We start from the raw sequence: 17,223 nt of genomic DNA, 5'->3' as shown, positions 1-17,223 counted from the left end.
GCCTCATGCCCCACCCGGCCCTTGGAATACGGGCCCTGCCATGGCTAGGTTAGCCCCATGACAAGCGCCGAGAAAGCCCTGCGGATCATCACCGCCGACAATCCCTCGCCCTTCACCGGGCCGGGCACCAACACCTTCCTGCTGGGACGCGAGCGGATCGCGGTGATCGACCCCGGCCCGGACCTGGCTGCGCATCGCCGGGCGATCCTGGCCGCCGCGGGGCCGGGCCGCATCAGCCATATCTTCGTCACCCATGCGCATCTGGACCATTCCGGCGGCGCCCGCGCCCTGGCCCAGGCGACCGGCGCGCCGATCCTGGGCTTCGGCCCCGCCGAATCGGGCCGCTCGGCGGTGATGGAGCGGCTGGCGCGCGAAGGCGCCATCGACGGCGGCGAGGGGCTGGACCGCGGCTTCGCCCCCGATGTCGCCCTGGCCGACGGCGCGGCGGTCGAGACCGACGAATGGCGCCTGACCGCCCTGCACACGCCGGGCCATTTCGCCGGCCACCTGGCCTTTCGCCAGGACGAGACGATCTTTTGCGGCGACGTGGTGATGGGCTGGTCCTCGACCATCATCTCGCCGCCGGACGGCGATCTGGCGGATTACTTCCGTTCGCTCTCGCGGCTCGATTCGGCGGGGGCGCGAGTGCTGCTGCCCGCGCATGGCGATGCGGTGCGCGACCCGGCGGCGCGGCTGGCCGAGCTTGCCGCGCATCGGCGCGAGCGCACGGTGCAGATCCTTGCCGCGCTGCGCGACGGCCCGGCCACGGCCGAGGCGCTGGCACGGCGAATCTACCGCATCCCGCCGGCGATGATTCCGGCGGCGATGCGCAACGTGCTGGCGCATCTGATCGCCCTGTCCGAGCTTGGCGCGGTCTCGACCCCCGGCCCGATCGGCTCGGATTCGGTCTTTTCCGCGCATTGACCGGGGCCGGCGGGGGATTTTCCGGATGGGTGAAAAAAATGCGCAAACCCCTCTGGACGACCCCGAAGAGCGCGGCTATACACCGCCCCGTGTTCCGGCGTAGCTCAGCGGTAGAGCAGTTGACTGTTAATCAATTGGTCGTAGGTTCGATCCCTACCGCCGGAGCCATAAAAATCAAGGTGATGAAGGGCGTCCTTCAGGTGTTGCGGACAGTTGTCCGACGCCAGGGATGAGGCCAGCATCCGCGGCGATTGCGAGATCGTTTCGAGCGGTTTCGGGGTGGCGCATTGCGCCCCGCGTCATCCGAGCTTCCGCATTCGATCAGGCGCCTTCGGGCAAGGCCGTCAGCATTGCCAAGTGCCGGCCCGTGGAAAACACCGCCGACGGGATAGCCAGCGGGACCGAGGCCGCGAACCGTGAAACCGGCGGCCTGCCCCGTTCATCCGCCAGGATGAAGGCACCTGGGCCCGCGTCGTCCTCAAACCTGCGTCTCGACGGCCAGCCCCGCCGCCTTCCATTCGGCGAAACCATCCTCCAACCGCATCGCCCTGAAGCCCCTGGCGCGCAGCGCGGCCACGGCTTCGACCGAAAAGACGCAATAGGGGTCGCGGCAATAGGCGATGATCTCGGTATCCTTGGGCAGCTCGTTCAGCCGCCGGTCCAGTTCCGAAAACGGGATATTGCGCGCGCCCGGAAGATGGCCCTGCGCGAACTCCTCGGCGGGACGGACGTCCAGCACCGTGACCAGACCGGCCTCGATCCGCTGGGCCAGATCTTCGCGCGACACCGCCTCCATCGAGTCCCGCGCATGGAAATAGTCGTCCAGCAGGCGGTTGACCTCGGCGATATTGCGCTCTCCCACCCGGCTGAGCGCGCTGACGAGCGCCACCGCCTCGGCATCGCCGGCAAGGCTGTAGATCACATGCTTGCCGCGCCGCTCGATCTCGACCAGCCGCGCGCGCCGCAGGATCTGCAGACGCCGCGAGGTGTTGGCAAAGGACATGCCCGACAGCGCGGACAGTTCCTCGACCGGACGGCGGCCCTGCGTCAGGTATTCCAGCAGTTCCAGACGATGCGGATGGCCGAGCGCCTGCGCCACCTCGGCCAGGCTTGCGTGCCGGGAGTGTGGATCGCCGCGAAATAATGTTTCGATCCGGTGCGGGCCTGGATTTCCTCCCGGCCGAGCCAGCGGTGCTCCTTGCCGATCTGCTTCAGCGCCACCGACATCTCGGTCAGGCATTTCTGCCCGCGCTCGGTCGCCGCGGCGTGGTATTTGCCCGAAGGGTCCCAGTCGCAATCGACCCCCAGTTCCTCGACCGCCTGGCGAAGATAGTCGATCCCCTCGCTGTTGACGTGGAACTCCTCCTCGTTGCCCTTTTTATCCTCGGCGAAGTGCTTGTTGCGCGGATTATGCGCCAGATCGATCGCAAAACCGGCGCAACGGCCGGCCGCGCCGTCGCCGATGCGACCGGCATCGACAAGAACGACGCGTGCGTCGGGGGCGAGTTCGCCCAGCCGGCGGGCACAGTGGAGCCCCGTCCAGCCGCCTCCGACGACGAGATAATCGCATGCGATATCAGTATTCAACCGATTGGCTGCGGGCCGTGGACCCAGGGCGGCAAACCAACCGGAACGGGTCGGCTCCATATGGACAGGCATGATTTTCATGGATGGACCGGGATGATGTTTCTGGTCCGGGCCTACATCAACGGGCCAGCCGGCGTGATGCTGGAAATTTCCCGCTCCGTATAGAATGGATTTATGAATGCTCCCTGCATGGACAGGGGTCGCCGCATCGCGGCCAACGCCCACCTCGGCTGAACTGGCCGCTAGTAGATCGGCGGAGAGACGATCCAGATGGCGATGGCGGGTTCGTCGCCATCGTTGCGCCAGGCATAGTCGGTCTCGCGGAACTGGAAGCTGTCGCCGGGCTCCAGCCGGATCTCGCGGTCGCCGATGATCAGGGTCAGGCGGCCCGAGATCAGGACGCCGCCATCCTCCTTCGGCCGCGCCTTTCGCCGTCCGCCGCTGGACGAGCGCGGCGCGAAGGTCGACTTGATCATTTCGAACGAGCCGCTGAGCGTCGGGGACAGCAGCTCCTCGACCAGCCCGCTTTCCTGCGAGCCGATGGGCGTCCGGTCCGCCGCGCGCAGGACCAGCCCGCGTTCCTCGGGCGCCCGGCTGGCAGAGCGGAAGAAGAAGCTGATGTTCACCCCCAGCCGGTCCGAGATCTGCCCCAGGTCATGGACGGACGGCGTGGTCTGCCCGCGCTCGACCTGGCTCAGCCAGCCGACCGAGCGCCCGACATCGCCCGCAAGCTCCAGCAGCGTCATGCCCCGCGACTTGCGCAGCGACCGGATGTCTTCACCCACATGATGGCTCATCGGCTCTCCTTCAGAGGATGCCGGCAAGGTGCAGCAATTCCGCTGAAATCTCAACACGACCGCAGCCGGTAAATGAAATTCCCGGATAGCTCTGCCTAAAAATGAAATTTTTAATTGAAATTTCATTCTCGCCATGGATAGTTCCACCCTATCGGAAAGAACGGAATCGCCCCTCCTTCCCCGGCGACCCCCCGGCCCTGCACAGCTCACCCAGTCCAACAGCGGATAACCATCATGGTCGAACTTCCCAGCCAAGCCCGCGTCGTCATCATCGGCGGCGGCATTTCGGGCTGTTCCGTCGCCTATCACCTTGCCAAGCTCGGCTGGACCGACATCGTGCTGCTGGAACGCAAGCAGCTGACATCCGGCACCACCTGGCACGCGGCGGGGCTGATCGGCCAGCTGCGCGCCAGCCAGAACATGACCCGGCTGGCGAAATATTCCGCCGACCTCTACACCAAGCTGGAGGCCGAGACCGGGCTTGCCACCGGCCTGCGGCAATGCGGCTCGATCACCGTCGCCCTGACCGAAGAGCGGCGCGAGGAGATCCTGCGCCAGGCGGCGCTGGCCCGCGCCTTCGGCGTGGACGTGAACGAGCTTTCGCCGCGCGAGGTGCTGGAGCTTTATCCGCATCTGGAGATCTCCGACGTGGTTGCCGGCGTCCACCTGCCGCTGGACGGCCAGGCCGATCCGGGCAATATCGCGCTGGCGCTGGCCAAGGGCGCGCGGATGCGCGGCGCCCGGATCGTCGAGCAGGTCAAGGTCACGCGCATCACCACCGCCAATGGCCGCGTGACCGGCGTCGATTGGGAAGCCGGCGGCGAGCGCGGCCATATCGCCACCGAAAACGTGGTGAACTGCGGCGGCATGTGGGGCCGCGACCTTGCGGCGCAAAACGGCGTCACCCTGCCGCTGCACGCCTGCGAGCATTTCTATATCGTCACCGAGAACATCCCCGACCTGGCCCAGCTTCCGGTCCTGCGCGTGCCCGACGAATGCGCCTATTACAAGGAGGATGCGGGCAAGATCCTGCTCGGCGCCTTCGAGCCCAAGGCCAAGCCCTGGGGCATGGCGGGCATCCCCGAGGATTTCTGCTTCGACCAGCTGCCCGAGGACTTCGATCATTTCGAGCCGATCCTGGAAAAGGCGGTGGCCCGCATGCCGCTGCTGGGCCAGGCGGGCATCCACACCTTCTTCAACGGCCCGGAAAGCTTCACCCCCGACGACCGCTATTACCTGGGCGAGTCGCCCGAGCTTGCCGGCTACTGGGTCGCGGCCGGCTACAATTCCATCGGCATCGTGTCCTCCGGCGGGGCGGGCATGGCGCTGGCGCAATGGATGGAGGACGGCGAGCCGCCTTTCGACCTGTGGGAGGTCGATATCCGCCGCGCCCAGCCCTTCCAGCGCAATCGCCGCTATCTGAAGGAACGGGTCAGCGAGACGCTGGGCCTGCTTTACGCCGATCATTTCCCCTATCGGCAGATGGCGACCTCGCGCGGCATCCGCCGCTCGCCCCTGCACGAGCATCTCAAGGCGCGCGGCGCGGTCTTTGGCGAGGTCGCGGGCTGGGAACGCGCCAACTGGTTCGCCGCGGACGGGCAAGAGCGCGAATACCGCTATGGCTGGAAGCGCCAGAACTGGTTCGACAACCAGCGCGCCGAGCATATGGCGATGCGCGAGGGCGTGGGCCTGCTGGACATGACCAGCTTCGGCAAGATCCGGGTCGAGGGGCGCGATGCGCTTGCCTTCCTGCAGCGGCTTTGCGCGAATGACATGGACGTGGCGGCGGGCCGCATCGTCTATACGCAGATGCTGAACCACCGCGGCGGCATTGAGTCCGACCTGACGGCGACGCGGCTTTCCGAAACCGCCTTCTTCCTGGTCGTGCCCGGCGCGACCTTGCAGCGCGACCTGGCCTGGCTGCGCCGGCATCTGGGCGATGAGTTCGTCACCATCACCGACATCACCGCGTCGGAAGCCGTGCTGCCGCTGATGGGCCCGCGCTCGCGCGAGCTTCTGTCGCTGGTCTCGCCCGATGATTTCTCGAACGAGGCGCATCCCTTCGGCACCGCGCGCGAGATCGAGATCGGCATGGGCCTGGCCCGCGCCCATCGCGTGACCTATGTCGGCGAATTGGGATGGGAGCTTTACGTCCCGACCGACCAGGCCGCGCATGTGTTCGAGACCCTGGCCGGGGCGGGCGAGGCCGTCGGCCTGAAACTCTGCGGCCTGCACGCGATGGATTCATGCCGCATCGAGAAAGCCTATCGCCATTTCGGCCATGACATCACCGACGAGGACCATGTGCTGGAGGCGGGCCTGAGCTTCGCGGTGAAAACCGACAAGGGCGACTTCATCGGCCGCGACGCGGTGCTGAAGAAGCGCGAAACCGGGCTGGAGCGCCGCCTGGTCCAGTTCCGGCTGAAGGATCCCGAGCCGCTGCTGTTCCACAACGAGCCGGTCCTGCGCGACGGCAAGATCGTCGGCTTCCTGACCTCGGGCAATTACGGCCACGCGCTCGGCGCCGCGATCGGCCTGGGCTATGTGCCCTGCCGGACGGACGAGACCGCGGCCGAGATGCTGGCGTCGGATTATACCATCGACGTGGCAGGCCGGATCGTGGCTGCCGAGGCCAGCCTGGCGCCCCTCTACGATCCCAAGTCGGCGCGGGTGCGCGGCTGAAACCGAACTCGTGGAAGGACGGAAGCCATGACGCTCCTGGTCCCCGTGAAGCGGGTGATCGACTACAACGTGAAGGCCCGCATTCCGGCGACAGCATCCGGCTGAACTTCTCGCAGGACCATGCGGCGGCGGCGGCCGCGGTCGAGCGCCTGGCGGGGCTGGTCGAACGGTATCGCGCATGAGCGCGGCTCCCGGACAGGGCAACCCGGTGCCGCAGGGCGATTACGTCGCGGCAACGCGGCACGGATCGCTGATCTTCACCGCCGGGATGACCCCGCGCGCGAACGGCCGGCTGATGTTCAGCGGCCCGGTCCGCAGGGACCAGCCGCTGGAAACCTGGCGCGAGGCGGTGGTGCTGGCCTGCAGCAACGCGCTGCGGGCCGCGCGCGCGACCCTGGCGCCGGGCGAGGATCTGGCGGCCGTCCTCAGCCTGACCGTCTATGTCGCCGCGGAAGCGGGGTTTGCCGCGCATTCCGCGCTTGCCGATTTCGCCTCGCAGTTCCTCAAGGAACAGCTGGGCGCAGGTGGCATCGGCAGCCGCTGCGCGGTGGGCGTGGCGACGCTGCCGGGGAATGCGCCGGTCGAAATCCAGATGGTGGCGGCGGTCTGATCTGCCGCGCCGCGCGTGTGGGCGCCGGGCTTTTGCCTTGGGGCGGGCTGCGGACATTGAAGGAGAATGGCTTATGGGTGCAAGGATCATCGACGGGCGGGGCTTTGCGGCCGGGTTGCGGGCGCGTGTTGCCGAGGCTGTGGGCCGGCTGCGGTCTGGGCACGGGTTGGTGCCCGGGCTTGCGGTTGTTCTGGTGGGCGAGGATCCTGCGAGCCAGGTCTATGTCAGGAACAAGGCGGTCCAGACGCGCGAGGCGGGGATGGCGAGCTTCGAGCACCGGCTTGCGGCCGAGACGCCGCAGGCGGCGCTGCTGGCGCTGGTCGCGCGGCTCAATGCCGACCCGGCCGTGCACGGCATCCTGGTGCAGCTGCCGCTGCCCGCGCATATGGACGCCGGGGCGGTGATCGCCGCCATCGACCCGCGAAAGGACGTGGACGGGTTCCATGCGCTGAACGTGGGGCTGCTGGGGACCGGGCAGAAGGCGCTGGTGCCCTGCACGCCCTCGGGCTGCCTGATGCTCTTGCGCGAGACGCTCGGGGATCTGTCGGGGCTGGAGGCGGTGGTGGTGGGGCGCAGCAACATCGTGGGCAAGCCGATGGCGCAGCTCTTGCTGGCCGAGAACTGCACGGTGACCATCGCCCACAGCCGCACCCGCGAGCTGGCGGCGGTCTGCCGGCGGGCGGACATCCTGGTGGCGGCGGTGGGCCGGGCGCGGATGATCCGGGGCGAGTGGATCAAGCCCGGCGCCACGGTGATCGACGTGGGCATCAACCGCATCGAGGAGGAGGGCCGGTCGCGGCTGGTCGGCGACGTGGACTTCGCGGGCGCGGCGCAGGTGGCGGGCGCGATCACCCCGGTGCCGGGGGGCGTGGGGCCGATGACCATCGCCTGCCTGCTGGCCAATACGCTGGTGGCCTGCTGCCGGGCGCATGGCCTGCCCGAGCCGGATCCGGGCCGGGCCGAAGGCGCGGCGGCCTGAGGGATGGCGCGGGACGGCGGGGGGCGCTGCCCCCCCGCTCCTGCGGCCCCTCGAGGGGGCCGCAGGAGCGTCCCCCCGGGATATTTGCACACGGAAGAAACCAGGGCGCTTGCCCTTTCAGTGGAGAGCCAGATGAAGAAATACACGCTGACGGTCGCCTGCCCCTCGACGCGCGGCATCGTCGCCACCGTGGCCGGCTTTCTGGCCGAGCATGGCTGCAACATCACCGACAGTTCGCAGTTCGACGATACCGAGACCGGGCGCTTCTTCATGCGGGTGAGCTTCGTCTCGGAGGAGGGCGTGGGGCTGGAGGCGCTGCGCGCGGGCCTGGCCGGCCCGGCCGAGCCCTTCGGCATGGACCATGCCATCCATGACGAGGCCGAGAAGATGAAGGTGGTGATCATGGTCAGCCGCTTCGGCCATTGCCTGAACGACCTGCTCTATCGCTGGCGCATCGGCGCGCTGCCGATCGAGATCGTGGCGGTGATCTCGAACCACATGGACTACCAGAAGGTGGTGGTGAACCACGACATCCCCTTCCACTGCATCAAGGTCACGCGCGAGAACAAGCCGCAGGCCGAGGCGCAGCTGATGGCGGTGGTCGAGGATTCGGGGGCCGAGCTGGTGGTGCTGGCGCGCTACATGCAGGTGCTGTCGGACGCATTGTGCCGCAAGATGTCGGGGCGGATCATCAACATCCACCATTCCTTCCTGCCGAGCTTCAAGGGCGCCAACCCCTACAAGCAGGCCTTCGAGCGCGGGGTGAAGCTGATCGGGGCGACCAGCCATTACGTGACCGCCGACCTCGACGAGGGCCCGATCATCGAGCAGGACACCGTCCGGGTCACCCATGCGCAATCGCCCGAGGACTACGTCAGCCTCGGCCGCGACGTCGAAAGCCAGGTCCTGGCCCGCGCCATCCACGCCCATATCCACCGCCGGGTGTTCCTCAACGGCAACAAGACCGTGGTCTTCCCCGCCTCGCCAGGAAGCTACGCATCCGAAAGAATGGGGTGAAACAGCGCCCCCCACCCCCAGCCCCCGCCCCGGTCTTCCGTGGACAAATATCCCCGCCGGAGGCAAGCAGCGGGGAAGACGGTGCCCCGCGTGCAGGATCGCTATGACCCGTGACGCCGGCGCAGCGCCTCGTCGACCGTAGGTGCGTAATGCACCAGCGGGCGGCGCAGCCCATGCGTCAGCAGCACCCGGCGGATATCGCGACTGGTGCCGGTCAGCCACAGCGCGATGCCGCGGCGCTGTGCCTTGTGCGCCAGCCCCTCGATCATGTTGGCGCCGGTGGAATCCAGGAAGGGCAAGGGGCTCCTTTGCGGACAGGCAACGGATCCTGCGCACGGCGGCGGAGAATATCAGCGCGGCATGGGTGCGGTCCAACCCGCAGCGATGGCCCGGATGAGTTCGGGGTCAGCATGGCCCTGCGCGATCGGCACGACCGCTCCCTGCGTGGCGGATTGGCCGCGACGCCCCGAAGCTCGTGCGCCTTGCCGGCGACAAGCCTGGGGCAAGGCTCTCGACAACCGGCCGTTCCGACGGGCGGCTCTAGGTCGCCATCGTTTCCCTTGCGCGCTGGACCAGCCCGCGCAGGTCGTCGAGGCTGTATTCGCCGAAAGCGCCTTCATCGCCGGCGACGAAGGTGGGGGTGCCGATCAGCCCCATGTGCTCGGCCAGCATATGGCTCATGGCGATGTGACGCTCGACCGGCTCGGCTGCCATGTCGCGCTCCAGCCGGACGGTGTCGAGGCCGATGTCGCGGGCGGCGCGCATCGTGGCGGCCTCGGTCACTCGCCCCCTGGTGCGGAACAGCGCGGTATGGAACTGCCAATACCGCCCCTGTTGCAACGAGGCCAGCGAGGCCCGCGCCGCGAAATCCGAATCCTCGCCGAAGACCGGCCATTCGCGAAACACCACCCGCAGCTTCGGGTCCGAGGTGATCAGCCGGTGCATCGGCTCGACCATCTTGCGGCAGAAGGGGCAGTTGTAGTCGAAGAACTCGGACAGGGTGATGTCGCCCTGCGGGTTGCCCAGAACCGGGGCGGTCGGGTCGCGTTCCAGCGACTGGCGCAGCGCCTCGGGCATCGGGTTGGCGCGCTCTTGCGCCAGGCCCGTGCGGGGCAGGACCGGCAGGGCCAGCAGGCTCGCGCCCGCAAGGACGAGGTGACGGCGTTGCATGATCTCTCCTTCATGGTTCCGCCCCCGGCGGGTGCGCCGGGAAGCGATGGCGGCGGGGATGTCCCGCCCTTTGTAGACCATCCTGCTCAGGACGTCCGCCGTGCCTGGGCGATGGCACCGCGCAGGCGCGTCTCGTCCAGCGCACCGGGATGGATCGTCCGGCCGATGATGAAGGCCGGCGTGCCGCGCAGCCCCAGCGCCGCCGCCTGCGCCGAGTTGCGCGCCAGCAGCCCGTCCCATTTGTCGCGCTCGGCGCGATAGGCGGCCAGCGCCGCGCCGGTGTCGATGCCGCCGTCGCCCAGCACCTGCCGGATCCGATCCTCGGAGAGCCTGGCTTCGGTCGCCATCAGCGCCTTGTGGGCCTGCGCGTAATCGCCCATCGCGGCCGCCCCGAGGACCAGCTGGCTGGCCAGGACCGAGGGCGCGCCGAAGATCGGCCAGTCCTTCATCACCAGCCGGATGTCGCCGTCCTCGCCGACCACGCGGGTCAGCATGGCATGGCCTAGCTTGCAGTAGGGGCATTGGTAATCGAAATATTCGACGATGGCCAGCGTGCCCTCGGGGTTGCCCAGCACCGGATTGTCGGGATCGTGCAGCACGTCGTTGGCGGTCATTTTGGCCGCGGCGGTGCCGCTGGCGCCGTTCCCGCCTCCCCTGCTCCGGGTCAGCAGGACGGCTCCTCCGACAAGGCCCGCCAGGCCAAGGCCGGCTGTTCCGGCCAGGACGTGACGTCGGGTGATGCTCATGTCGTTCCTCCTGTCTGAACGGGGCCGGCAGCCAGCGCATCCGCGGGCGCGGGTTGCGGCAAGGGCTGGCCCGGCGGCACCGTGCCCTTGCCGGATTCCGCCTCGCTCAGCACGACGACCTTGGTCATGCTGCCGGTCTGTCCGGCCAGGTGGATGATGTCCTGATTGAACAGCCGGATGCAGCCCGCCGAGGTCGCCTGCCCGATCGAGGCCGGGTCCATGGTGCCGTGAATGCGGTAATAGGTATCGCCCCGGCCGTTGTGCAGATAGAGCGCGCGGGCGCCCATCGGGTTGTCGATGCCGCCTTCCAGCCCCTGCTCGACCGGGCCGTAAAGCTCGGGCTGGGTCGCGACCATGTTGTCGGTGGGCTTCCAGCTTGGCCAATCGCGCTGATAGGGGATATGCGCCTCGCCGGTGAAGCCATAGCCGGCCGCGCCCACGGCGACGGCATAGCGCATCGCCTGGTTGCCGGGCCGGACCTGATAGAGATAGCGGGCATGGGGATCGACGATGATCGTGCCGGGCTTTTCGTCGCTCCAGTAATCCACCACCTGCCGCGCCTTGTCCCCGGTCAGCAGCTTCGGATCGACGGCAGGGATATGGTGGCCGTTATCCTCCATCGCGCCATACATGGCCGCCATCTCGGGACTGACGGCGGGCGGCGGCTCGGCGGGCGGCTCGGTCGAGGCGCAGGCGGCCAGGGCCAGCAGCATCGCGCCCGCCCATGCGGCATGTCTTCTCATCGCGAATCTCCCGTCGCCTGCGCGATCATCCGGGTCAGGGCGGCGCGCGAGATCTCGCCCGTCTGCGCCGCGACCAGCCGTCCCTTGGCGTCGAAGACCAGCGTCGAGGGCAGGCCGACCGCACCCAGCGCCCCCATCAGCCGGCCATGCGGATCGCGGATCATGCCTTCGCGGGGCAGGTTCTCGTCTCGCAGGAACGCCATGATCCGGGCCGCTTCCTCGCCCTGGTTGGCAAAGACGAACTCGACGCCGGGCGTGTTCGCGGCCAGGTCGGTCATCATCGGCATCTCGCGCCGGCAGGGCGGGCACCAGGTCGCCCAGAGGTTCAGCACCATCGGTCGCTCGCGCCCGGCCAGCTGCACCCCGCCCCCGTCCAGCGCGATCAGCTGCATGTCGGGGATGGTGACGGAGGGGCGCGGCAACGCGGCGATGACGGCCTGATGCCCGGCCAGCGCCGCCGCGCCGCCCAGGACCAGCGGCAGGACTGCGCCCCGCACCCGGCGCAGCAGCGCCAGCGACAGGACGGCGATGCCCCCGGCCCAGCCGGCAGCGGGCAGGAAACCGCCTTGCCAGAGCTTGAGCGCGTCCAGCGGATGCGCGGCGAATGCAGGCCAGTTGGCGATGACGAAGCCCACGCGCGCCCCGACGATCCAGGCCAGCACGGCGATGCCGGCCCATCGGCCCGCGTCGCCTTTTTGCAGCCGCGCCGCGATCTCGATTACCGCGAAGAACAGCAGCAATGCCACGACTGCGGCGAAACGCGCGCCGTCGAAGACCAGCGGGCCGATCGAGATCGCGTTCATCGGGCCACCTTCCCGATCGAGGCCAGCAGCGCGGCGCTGTCCATTGCGCCGACGAGGCGGCTGCCCGCGGCCTCGGCGCGGCTGGCGTCGAGAAAGACCATGGTCGGCGGCCCGGCGGCGGCAAGATCCCGCATCAGCGCCTGCGCCTCGGCGTCGAAGGTGCTGACATCCAGCTTGATCGCCGCCAAGCCGGCCAGCGCGGCATGGACGGCGGGATCGGCCAGAGGCCCGCGCTCGATGGCGCGGCAGGTCACGCACCAATCGGCGGTGACGTAAAGCAGCGCCGCCCTGCCCTCGGCCAGCGCCAGCGCCCGATCCAGCCCTGCGCGAGTGGTGACGGGGGCGAATTGCGCCTCGGCCGGCGCGACGCCCGCCAGCGGTGCCAGCGGCCGCAGCGGATCTTGCGCCCCCAGCGCCGCGCCGAAGCCCTGCATCAGCCCGGCGAACAGCAGCAGCACCGCCAGCGTCGCGCCAAGCCGGCGGCCCCGCGAAGCATCGCCCTCCAGCCGGTCCAGCGCACCCAGGAAGACCGCCGTTCCGACCAGCAGCACGGCCCAGAGCGCCAGCGTGACCGGCCCCGGCAGCACCCGCCCCGCCAGCCAGATCGCGAAGCCGAGGAAGATCACGCCGAAGGCCCGCTTCGCGCCCTCCATCCAGCCACCGCCGCGGGGCAGGATGCGCGGGCCGAAGAGCCCGATGGCCAGCAGCGGCAGCCCCTGCCCCAGCCCCAGCGCGAACAGCGCCGCCGCGCCCAGCATCACCTCGCCGGTCTGCGCGATATAGAGCAGCGCCCCGGCCAGCGGCGCGGTCACGCAAGGCCCGACGATCAGCGCCGAGGTGAAGCCCAGCAGCATCGCCCCGCCGACCGAGCCGCGGCGGCCGCCGATACGGCCCAGGCGGGCTTGCAGCGCCTGCGGCAGCTGCAGGTCGTAAAACCCGAACATCGACAGGGCCAGCGCCACGAAAAGCGCCGCGACGACCGCGGTGGCGGCGGGCGATTGCAGCACTGCCTGAAGGTTCGCCCCCGACCATGCCGCGGCAACGCCCAAGCTGCCGAAGGCCGCCGCCATCGCCAGCACATAGGCCCCGGCCAGCATGAGCCCGCGGCGGGCCGTCAGGCTTTCGCCCTGCCCGGCCAGCATGCCCGCGACGATGGGAAACATCGGAAAGACGCAAGGGGTGAAGGCCAGCAGCAGCCCGAAGCCCAGGAAACCGGCGATCACCAGCGCCCCGCCGCCGCGCGCGGCCAGGCCCTGCACCAGCCCCTGATCCTGCGCCAGGGTCAATCCCGTATTCGTTTGCGCCGCGCCGGCTGGATCGGACGCACCCTGCGTCTGAGGGCTCCAGCCCGAACCGCCGGTATCCCCGTCGGCCAGCACCCTGCCCTCCGCATCCAGCCGCACGCTTTGCGGCGCATAGCAGATGCCGTCCTGCTGGCAACCCTGCCAGCGCAGGGTGACGGGCTGGCCCGCGCGTTCCAGCCGCGCCTCGACCGCGCCGCGATAGATCTGGCCTTCGCCGAAATAGGGATCGTCATGGCTCTCGCCCTCGGGCAGGGACAGCGGCAGGCTGCGATCTCCCGCCTCTGCCGCGAAGCCGCTGCGATAGAGGTAATAGCCCTCGGCGATGCGCCAGTTCAGCACCAGCGCGCCATCCTCGGCCGGGCTGGCGCTCAGCGCAAAGGCGTCCTGGGGTTGCAGGGGCCGGGCCTGCGCCGCCGCCGGAAATCCGGCGAGCAGCAGCGGCAGCGCGGCCATCAGGAAAGCAAACAATCTCGTCATCATGCCGGGCTGGCTAGGGACGCGACCTTAAGCCCAGCTTAAGCTCCGCCGACGAAAGCGTGATCGTCAAGCCAAGGGAGAACGCCATGCGCCTGCTGATCGTCGAGGACGACCCGGTCCTGTCCGATGGGCTTACCGTCGGGCTGGGGCTTTCGGGCTTCAATGCCGATGCGGTCGGCACCCTTGCCGATGCCCGCGCGGCGCTGGCGGGCGGCGGTTTCGCGGGCGTGGTCCTGGACATCATGCTGCCCGACGGCTCGGGGCTAGAGCTGCTGGCCGAATTGCGACGGGCGGGCGAACGGCTGCCGGTGCTGCTGCTGACCGCCCGCGACCGGGTGCGCGACCGGGTCCTGGGGCTGGACGCGGGGGCGGACGACTACCTGGGCAAGCCCTTCGACCTCGACGAACTCGCCGCCCGGCTGCGCGCCATGCTGCGCCGGCAGGAAGGCCGCGCGGCGGCGGTGATCGAGTGGAACGGGCTCAGCCTCGACCCCGCCACACAGGCCGGGCGGATCGGCGGGCGCGAGCTGCGCTTTTCGCGCCGCGAGTTCACCATCCTGCACGCCCTGGCCGAGCATCCGGGCCGCATCCTGTCCAAGACCCAGCTGGAAGAGCGGCTCTACGGCTGGCAGGAGGATGTCGAAAGCAACACGGTCGAGGTCCATGTCCACCACCTGCGCGCCAAGCTGGGCCGGGCGTTCATCGAAACCGTCCGCGGCGCGGGATACCGGCTGGCGGCGGCAGAGGAAGGGCAGCGGACATGATCTCGATCCGCAGGCGGCTGCTGACCATCCTGCTGCTGGCGACCGGCGCGATCTGGCTGTCCGCCGTCATCTGGATCCAGCATTCGACCCGGACCGAGGTCGGCCATGTGCTGGACCGGCGCCTGCAGGAATCGGCGCAGATGGTCGCCTCGCTGATCCGCCGGGGCGGCGGCATCGCCGGGCCGGAGGCGGCGGCGCTGGCCGAGGCCGCCCCGGCCCTGGCCGAGACCGGGCGCGGTTTCGCCCGCCAGCTGATCTGCCAGGTCTGGGGCTTCGACGGCCAGCTGAAAAGCCAATCCGACGGCGCGCCCGCGGGGCAGCTGGCCCGGCAGGAAGGCTTCAGCGAGCGCGAAGTCGATGGCGAGGTTTGGCGCGTCTATACCCATGTCGACCGGGATCTGGGCATCCGCGTCATGGTCGGCGATGCGCGGTCCATGCGCGACCGGCTGGTGCATGGCGTGGCGATGGGGCTTCTGGCCCCGGCCATGCTGGTCCTGCCGCTGCTGGCGGCGCTGATCTGGCTGGCGGTGCGCAGCGGGCTTGCGCCGCTGGACCGGCTGGCGCAGGCGCTGTCGCGACGCCCCGCGACCGACCTCAGCCCCTTGGGAGAGACCCGCGCGCCCACGGAACTGCGCCCGATGATCGAGGCGCTGAACGGGCTCTTCCACCGGGTCGAGGGGCTGCGCGAGCGCGAGCGCAGCTTCACCGCTTTCGCCGCCCATGAGCTGAAGACGCCGCTGGCCGGGCTGAAGACCCAGGCGCAGGTCGCGACGCTGGCCCCCGATGCCGCGACGCGCGACCGGGCGCTGGCGCAGATCGCGCAAGGCGTCGACCGCACCGACCGCATGGTGCGCCAGCTGCTGGACATGACCGCGGCCGAGAATGCCGTCGACGGCACGGCTCCGGCCGAGGACGGCGCAAGGATCCTTGCCGATGTGGCCGGCGAACTGGCCGGGCTGGCGCAGGCGCGCGGCGTCGCGCTGCGGCTGGAAACCGGCGGGACCGAATGGTGCAGCACGCAGGGGCCGCTGCTGGCGCCGGCGCTGCGCAACCTGCTGGAGAATGCGATCCTCGCCTCGCCCAAGGGGGCGAGCGTCGAGGCGCGGCTGACGCGCGAGGGCGAAAGGGTCCGCTTCAGCGTGCTGGACCGCGGCCCCGGCATCGCCGAGACGGATCGCCCCCATGTCACCGAGCGCTTCTACCGCGGCGCGGCCAGCCCTTCGGGCGGCGGCAGCGGGCTGGGCCTCGCCATCGTCGCGGCGGCCGTCCAGGCGATGGGGGGCGAGCTGCGCCTGTCGCCGCGCAAGGGCGGCGGCGAGCAGGCCGAAATCATCCTGCCCGCCGCGCCTGCTTGAGCCTCCCACGCTCTCCAGAGCGGCATCCCCTGCTTGAGGCGCTGCGCGAAAGCTCCGAAAGCCGCGGTTGACCGGCAAGCGGACCGTCGCGGGGCGGTTCCTGGTCCCGCCGGCCATCCGGCGGGACCATCTGCGACGCATCATCGTCGCGAAGGTCGAAGGCCCGGCCCTCGCGGCGAAGTCACGCCCCTGCCCGCGTCAGCTTCTCGATCTCATCCGCACCCAGCGTCAGCGCCGCGGCCTTGGCGAAGCTTTCGACCTGCGCCACCGTCGTCGCGCTGGCGATCGGCGCGGTCACGCCGGGCTGCGCCATCAGCCAGGCCAACGCCACCTCGGCGGGCTTCGCACCATGCGCGCTGGCGACTTCGTCCAGCGCGGCAAGGATCGCCATGCCCTTCGGCGTCAGGTATTTTCCCGCCCCGCCGCCGCGGGCCGATTGGCCCAGGTCGGCCGCCGAGCGATATTTCCCCGACAGGAACCCGGCAGCGAGGCTGTAATAGGTCACGACGCCGATCCCCTCGGCCAGGCAGAGATCGCGCAGCGGCCCCTCGAACCCGTCGCGGTCATAGAGATTGTATCCCGGCTGCAGCACCTGGTAGCCCGGCAGGCCGGCATCCCGCGCGGCCCTGAGCGACTCCCCAAGCTGCGCCGCATCGACATTGGACACGCCGATGGCGCGGATCTTGCCGGCCTGCCGCAGCTTGTCGAAGGCCCCCAGCGTTTCCTGATAGCTGGTGCCGAGCGGATCGGGCCAATGCGCGAAGTAAAGGTCGATGGCCTCGATCCCCAGCCGCTGCAGCGAGGCGTCGCAGGCGGGCAGGATATGCGCCTCGGTCAAGCCGCCCTCATGCGGGGCCCCGGTGATCGAGCCGACCTTGGTGAAGATCGTCACCCGGTCGCGCATGCCGGGACGGGCCTTCAGCCAGTTGCCGATGATCGTCTCGGATTCGCCACCCCTGTTGCCGGGCGCCCAGGCGGAATAGCAATCCGCCGTGTCGATGGCGTCGAAGCCGTGATCGACGAAAGCGTCCAGCACGGCGAAGCTCTGCGCCTCGTCGATGGTCCAGCCGAAGACATTGCCGCCGAAGACCAGCGGCATGATCCTCAGCCCGCTCCTGCCCAGATCGCGACGTTCCATGGGGGCCTCCATCCGATGTTGGTTCCGAAGGCCAGTTCCACCACGTCCGCGCGCCGGCGGCAAGCGCGGCAGGAAGGCCGGCGGCTTTCATGCGCGCCTTCGCAAGGGGCTAATCGCCCCTGGGCAA

17 protein-coding genes and 1 tRNA gene are annotated in these 17,223 nt (G+C 69.5%); 8 read left to right on the top strand and 10 right to left on the bottom strand.

Annotated features, from left to right (window positions below):
* Nucleotides 1-57: 57 nt before the first annotated feature.
* Nucleotides 58-924 (top strand): MBL fold metallo-hydrolase, encoded by an 867-nt coding sequence (locus KF941_RS05135; RefSeq protein WP_214272731.1) that lies wholly within the window; start codon nt 58-60, stop codon nt 922-924.
* 93 nt (nt 925-1,017) lie between these two features.
* A tRNA-Asn gene (locus KF941_RS05130) sits at nt 1,018-1,092 on the top strand.
* A 310-nt stretch (nt 1,093-1,402) separates the two neighbouring features.
* Here the strand turns inward: KF941_RS05130 and KF941_RS05125 are convergent.
* The 3 genes from KF941_RS05125 to KF941_RS05115 form a co-directional block, all read right to left on the bottom strand.
* Complete coding sequence (locus KF941_RS05125) at nt 1,403-2,023, bottom strand: metalloregulator ArsR/SmtB family transcription factor (protein ID WP_346428960.1); 621 nt, start codon at nt 2,021-2,023, stop codon at nt 1,403-1,405.
* A complete protein-coding gene (locus tag KF941_RS05120) occupies nt 1,972-2,592 on the bottom strand; it encodes an FAD-dependent oxidoreductase (protein ID WP_240540227.1) in 621 nt (206 codons plus the stop codon). Before KF941_RS05120 ends, KF941_RS05125 begins: the two co-directional genes overlap by 52 nt.
* Nucleotides 2,593-2,753: 161 nt before the next feature.
* On the bottom strand, nt 2,754-3,308 hold the full coding sequence (locus KF941_RS05115) for an XRE family transcriptional regulator (RefSeq protein ID WP_072462771.1): 555 nt from the start codon (nt 3,306-3,308) through the stop codon (nt 2,754-2,756).
* A gap of 234 nt (nt 3,309-3,542) precedes the next feature.
* Between KF941_RS05115 and KF941_RS05110 the strand changes: the two genes are divergently transcribed.
* The 4 genes from KF941_RS05110 (at nt 3,543) to purU (ending at nt 8,596) form a co-directional block, all read left to right on the top strand.
* Nucleotides 3,543-5,990, top strand: a complete 2,448-nt coding sequence (locus KF941_RS05110) for an FAD-dependent oxidoreductase (RefSeq protein WP_214272730.1) — start codon at nt 3,543-3,545, stop codon at nt 5,988-5,990.
* A gap of 178 nt (nt 5,991-6,168) precedes the next feature.
* The gene (locus KF941_RS05105; RefSeq protein ID WP_114537313.1) at nt 6,169-6,600 is read left to right on the top strand and encodes a RidA family protein; all 432 of its coding nucleotides are present in this window, start codon (nt 6,169-6,171) and stop codon (nt 6,598-6,600) included.
* Between the two features lie 73 nt (nt 6,601-6,673).
* Complete coding sequence (gene folD, locus KF941_RS05100) at nt 6,674-7,579, top strand: bifunctional methylenetetrahydrofolate dehydrogenase/methenyltetrahydrofolate cyclohydrolase FolD (protein WP_214272729.1); 906 nt, start codon at nt 6,674-6,676, stop codon at nt 7,577-7,579.
* 132 nt (nt 7,580-7,711) lie between these two features.
* Entirely contained in the window at nt 7,712-8,596 is an 885-nt protein-coding gene (gene purU, locus KF941_RS05095) for a formyltetrahydrofolate deformylase (protein WP_214272728.1), read from the top strand.
* A gap of 101 nt (nt 8,597-8,697) precedes the next feature.
* Here purU and KF941_RS05090 read toward each other — a convergent pair whose 3' ends face one another.
* From KF941_RS05090 to dsbD, 6 genes are all read right to left on the bottom strand, one after another.
* Nucleotides 8,698-8,895, bottom strand: coding sequence for an STAS domain-containing protein (locus KF941_RS05090; protein WP_240540226.1), 198 nt, complete (start codon nt 8,893-8,895; stop codon nt 8,698-8,700).
* 241 nt (nt 8,896-9,136) lie between these two features.
* Nucleotides 9,137-9,766 (bottom strand): DsbA family protein, encoded by a 630-nt coding sequence (locus tag KF941_RS05085; RefSeq protein ID WP_214272727.1) that lies wholly within the window; start codon nt 9,764-9,766, stop codon nt 9,137-9,139.
* Between the two features lie 86 nt (nt 9,767-9,852).
* The gene (locus tag KF941_RS05080) at nt 9,853-10,512 is read right to left on the bottom strand and encodes a DsbA family protein (RefSeq protein ID WP_214272726.1); all 660 of its coding nucleotides are present in this window, start codon (nt 10,510-10,512) and stop codon (nt 9,853-9,855) included.
* Nucleotides 10,509-11,255, bottom strand: a complete 747-nt coding sequence (locus KF941_RS05075) for a L,D-transpeptidase (protein ID WP_214272725.1) — start codon at nt 11,253-11,255, stop codon at nt 10,509-10,511. The genes KF941_RS05080 and KF941_RS05075 overlap by 4 nt, the downstream gene beginning before the upstream one ends.
* On the bottom strand, nt 11,252-12,058 hold the full coding sequence (locus KF941_RS05070; RefSeq protein ID WP_214272724.1) for a TlpA disulfide reductase family protein: 807 nt from the start codon (nt 12,056-12,058) through the stop codon (nt 11,252-11,254). The genes KF941_RS05075 and KF941_RS05070 overlap by 4 nt, the downstream gene beginning before the upstream one ends.
* A complete protein-coding gene (gene dsbD / locus KF941_RS05065) occupies nt 12,055-13,842 on the bottom strand; it encodes a protein-disulfide reductase DsbD (protein WP_240540225.1) in 1,788 nt (595 codons plus the stop codon). Before dsbD ends, KF941_RS05070 begins: the two co-directional genes overlap by 4 nt.
* Before the next feature lie 83 nt (nt 13,843-13,925).
* On the opposite strand from dsbD, the gene KF941_RS05060 reads away from it, so the two are divergent.
* Both KF941_RS05060 and KF941_RS05055 read left to right on the top strand, forming a co-directional pair.
* Nucleotides 13,926-14,603, top strand: coding sequence for a response regulator transcription factor (locus KF941_RS05060; RefSeq protein WP_214272723.1), 678 nt, complete (start codon nt 13,926-13,928; stop codon nt 14,601-14,603).
* On the top strand, nt 14,600-15,958 hold the full coding sequence (locus KF941_RS05055; RefSeq protein WP_214272722.1) for an ATP-binding protein: 1,359 nt from the start codon (nt 14,600-14,602) through the stop codon (nt 15,956-15,958). Before KF941_RS05060 ends, KF941_RS05055 begins: the two co-directional genes overlap by 4 nt.
* Before the next feature lie 181 nt (nt 15,959-16,139).
* Here KF941_RS05055 and KF941_RS05050 read toward each other — a convergent pair whose 3' ends face one another.
* Nucleotides 16,140-17,096: an aldo/keto reductase gene (locus tag KF941_RS05050; RefSeq protein WP_240540224.1), complete on the bottom strand. Its 957-nt coding sequence runs from the start codon at nt 17,094-17,096 to the stop codon at nt 16,140-16,142.
* Nucleotides 17,097-17,223: the final 127 nt, after the last annotated feature.

This window comes from Paracoccus sp. pheM1 (assembly GCF_018499825.1).
Taxonomy (GTDB): domain Bacteria; phylum Pseudomonadota; class Alphaproteobacteria; order Rhodobacterales; family Rhodobacteraceae; genus Paracoccus; species Paracoccus versutus.
Note: the sequence above shows the minus strand (reverse complement) of the source record. Positions and strands in the feature narration are given on the sequence as shown.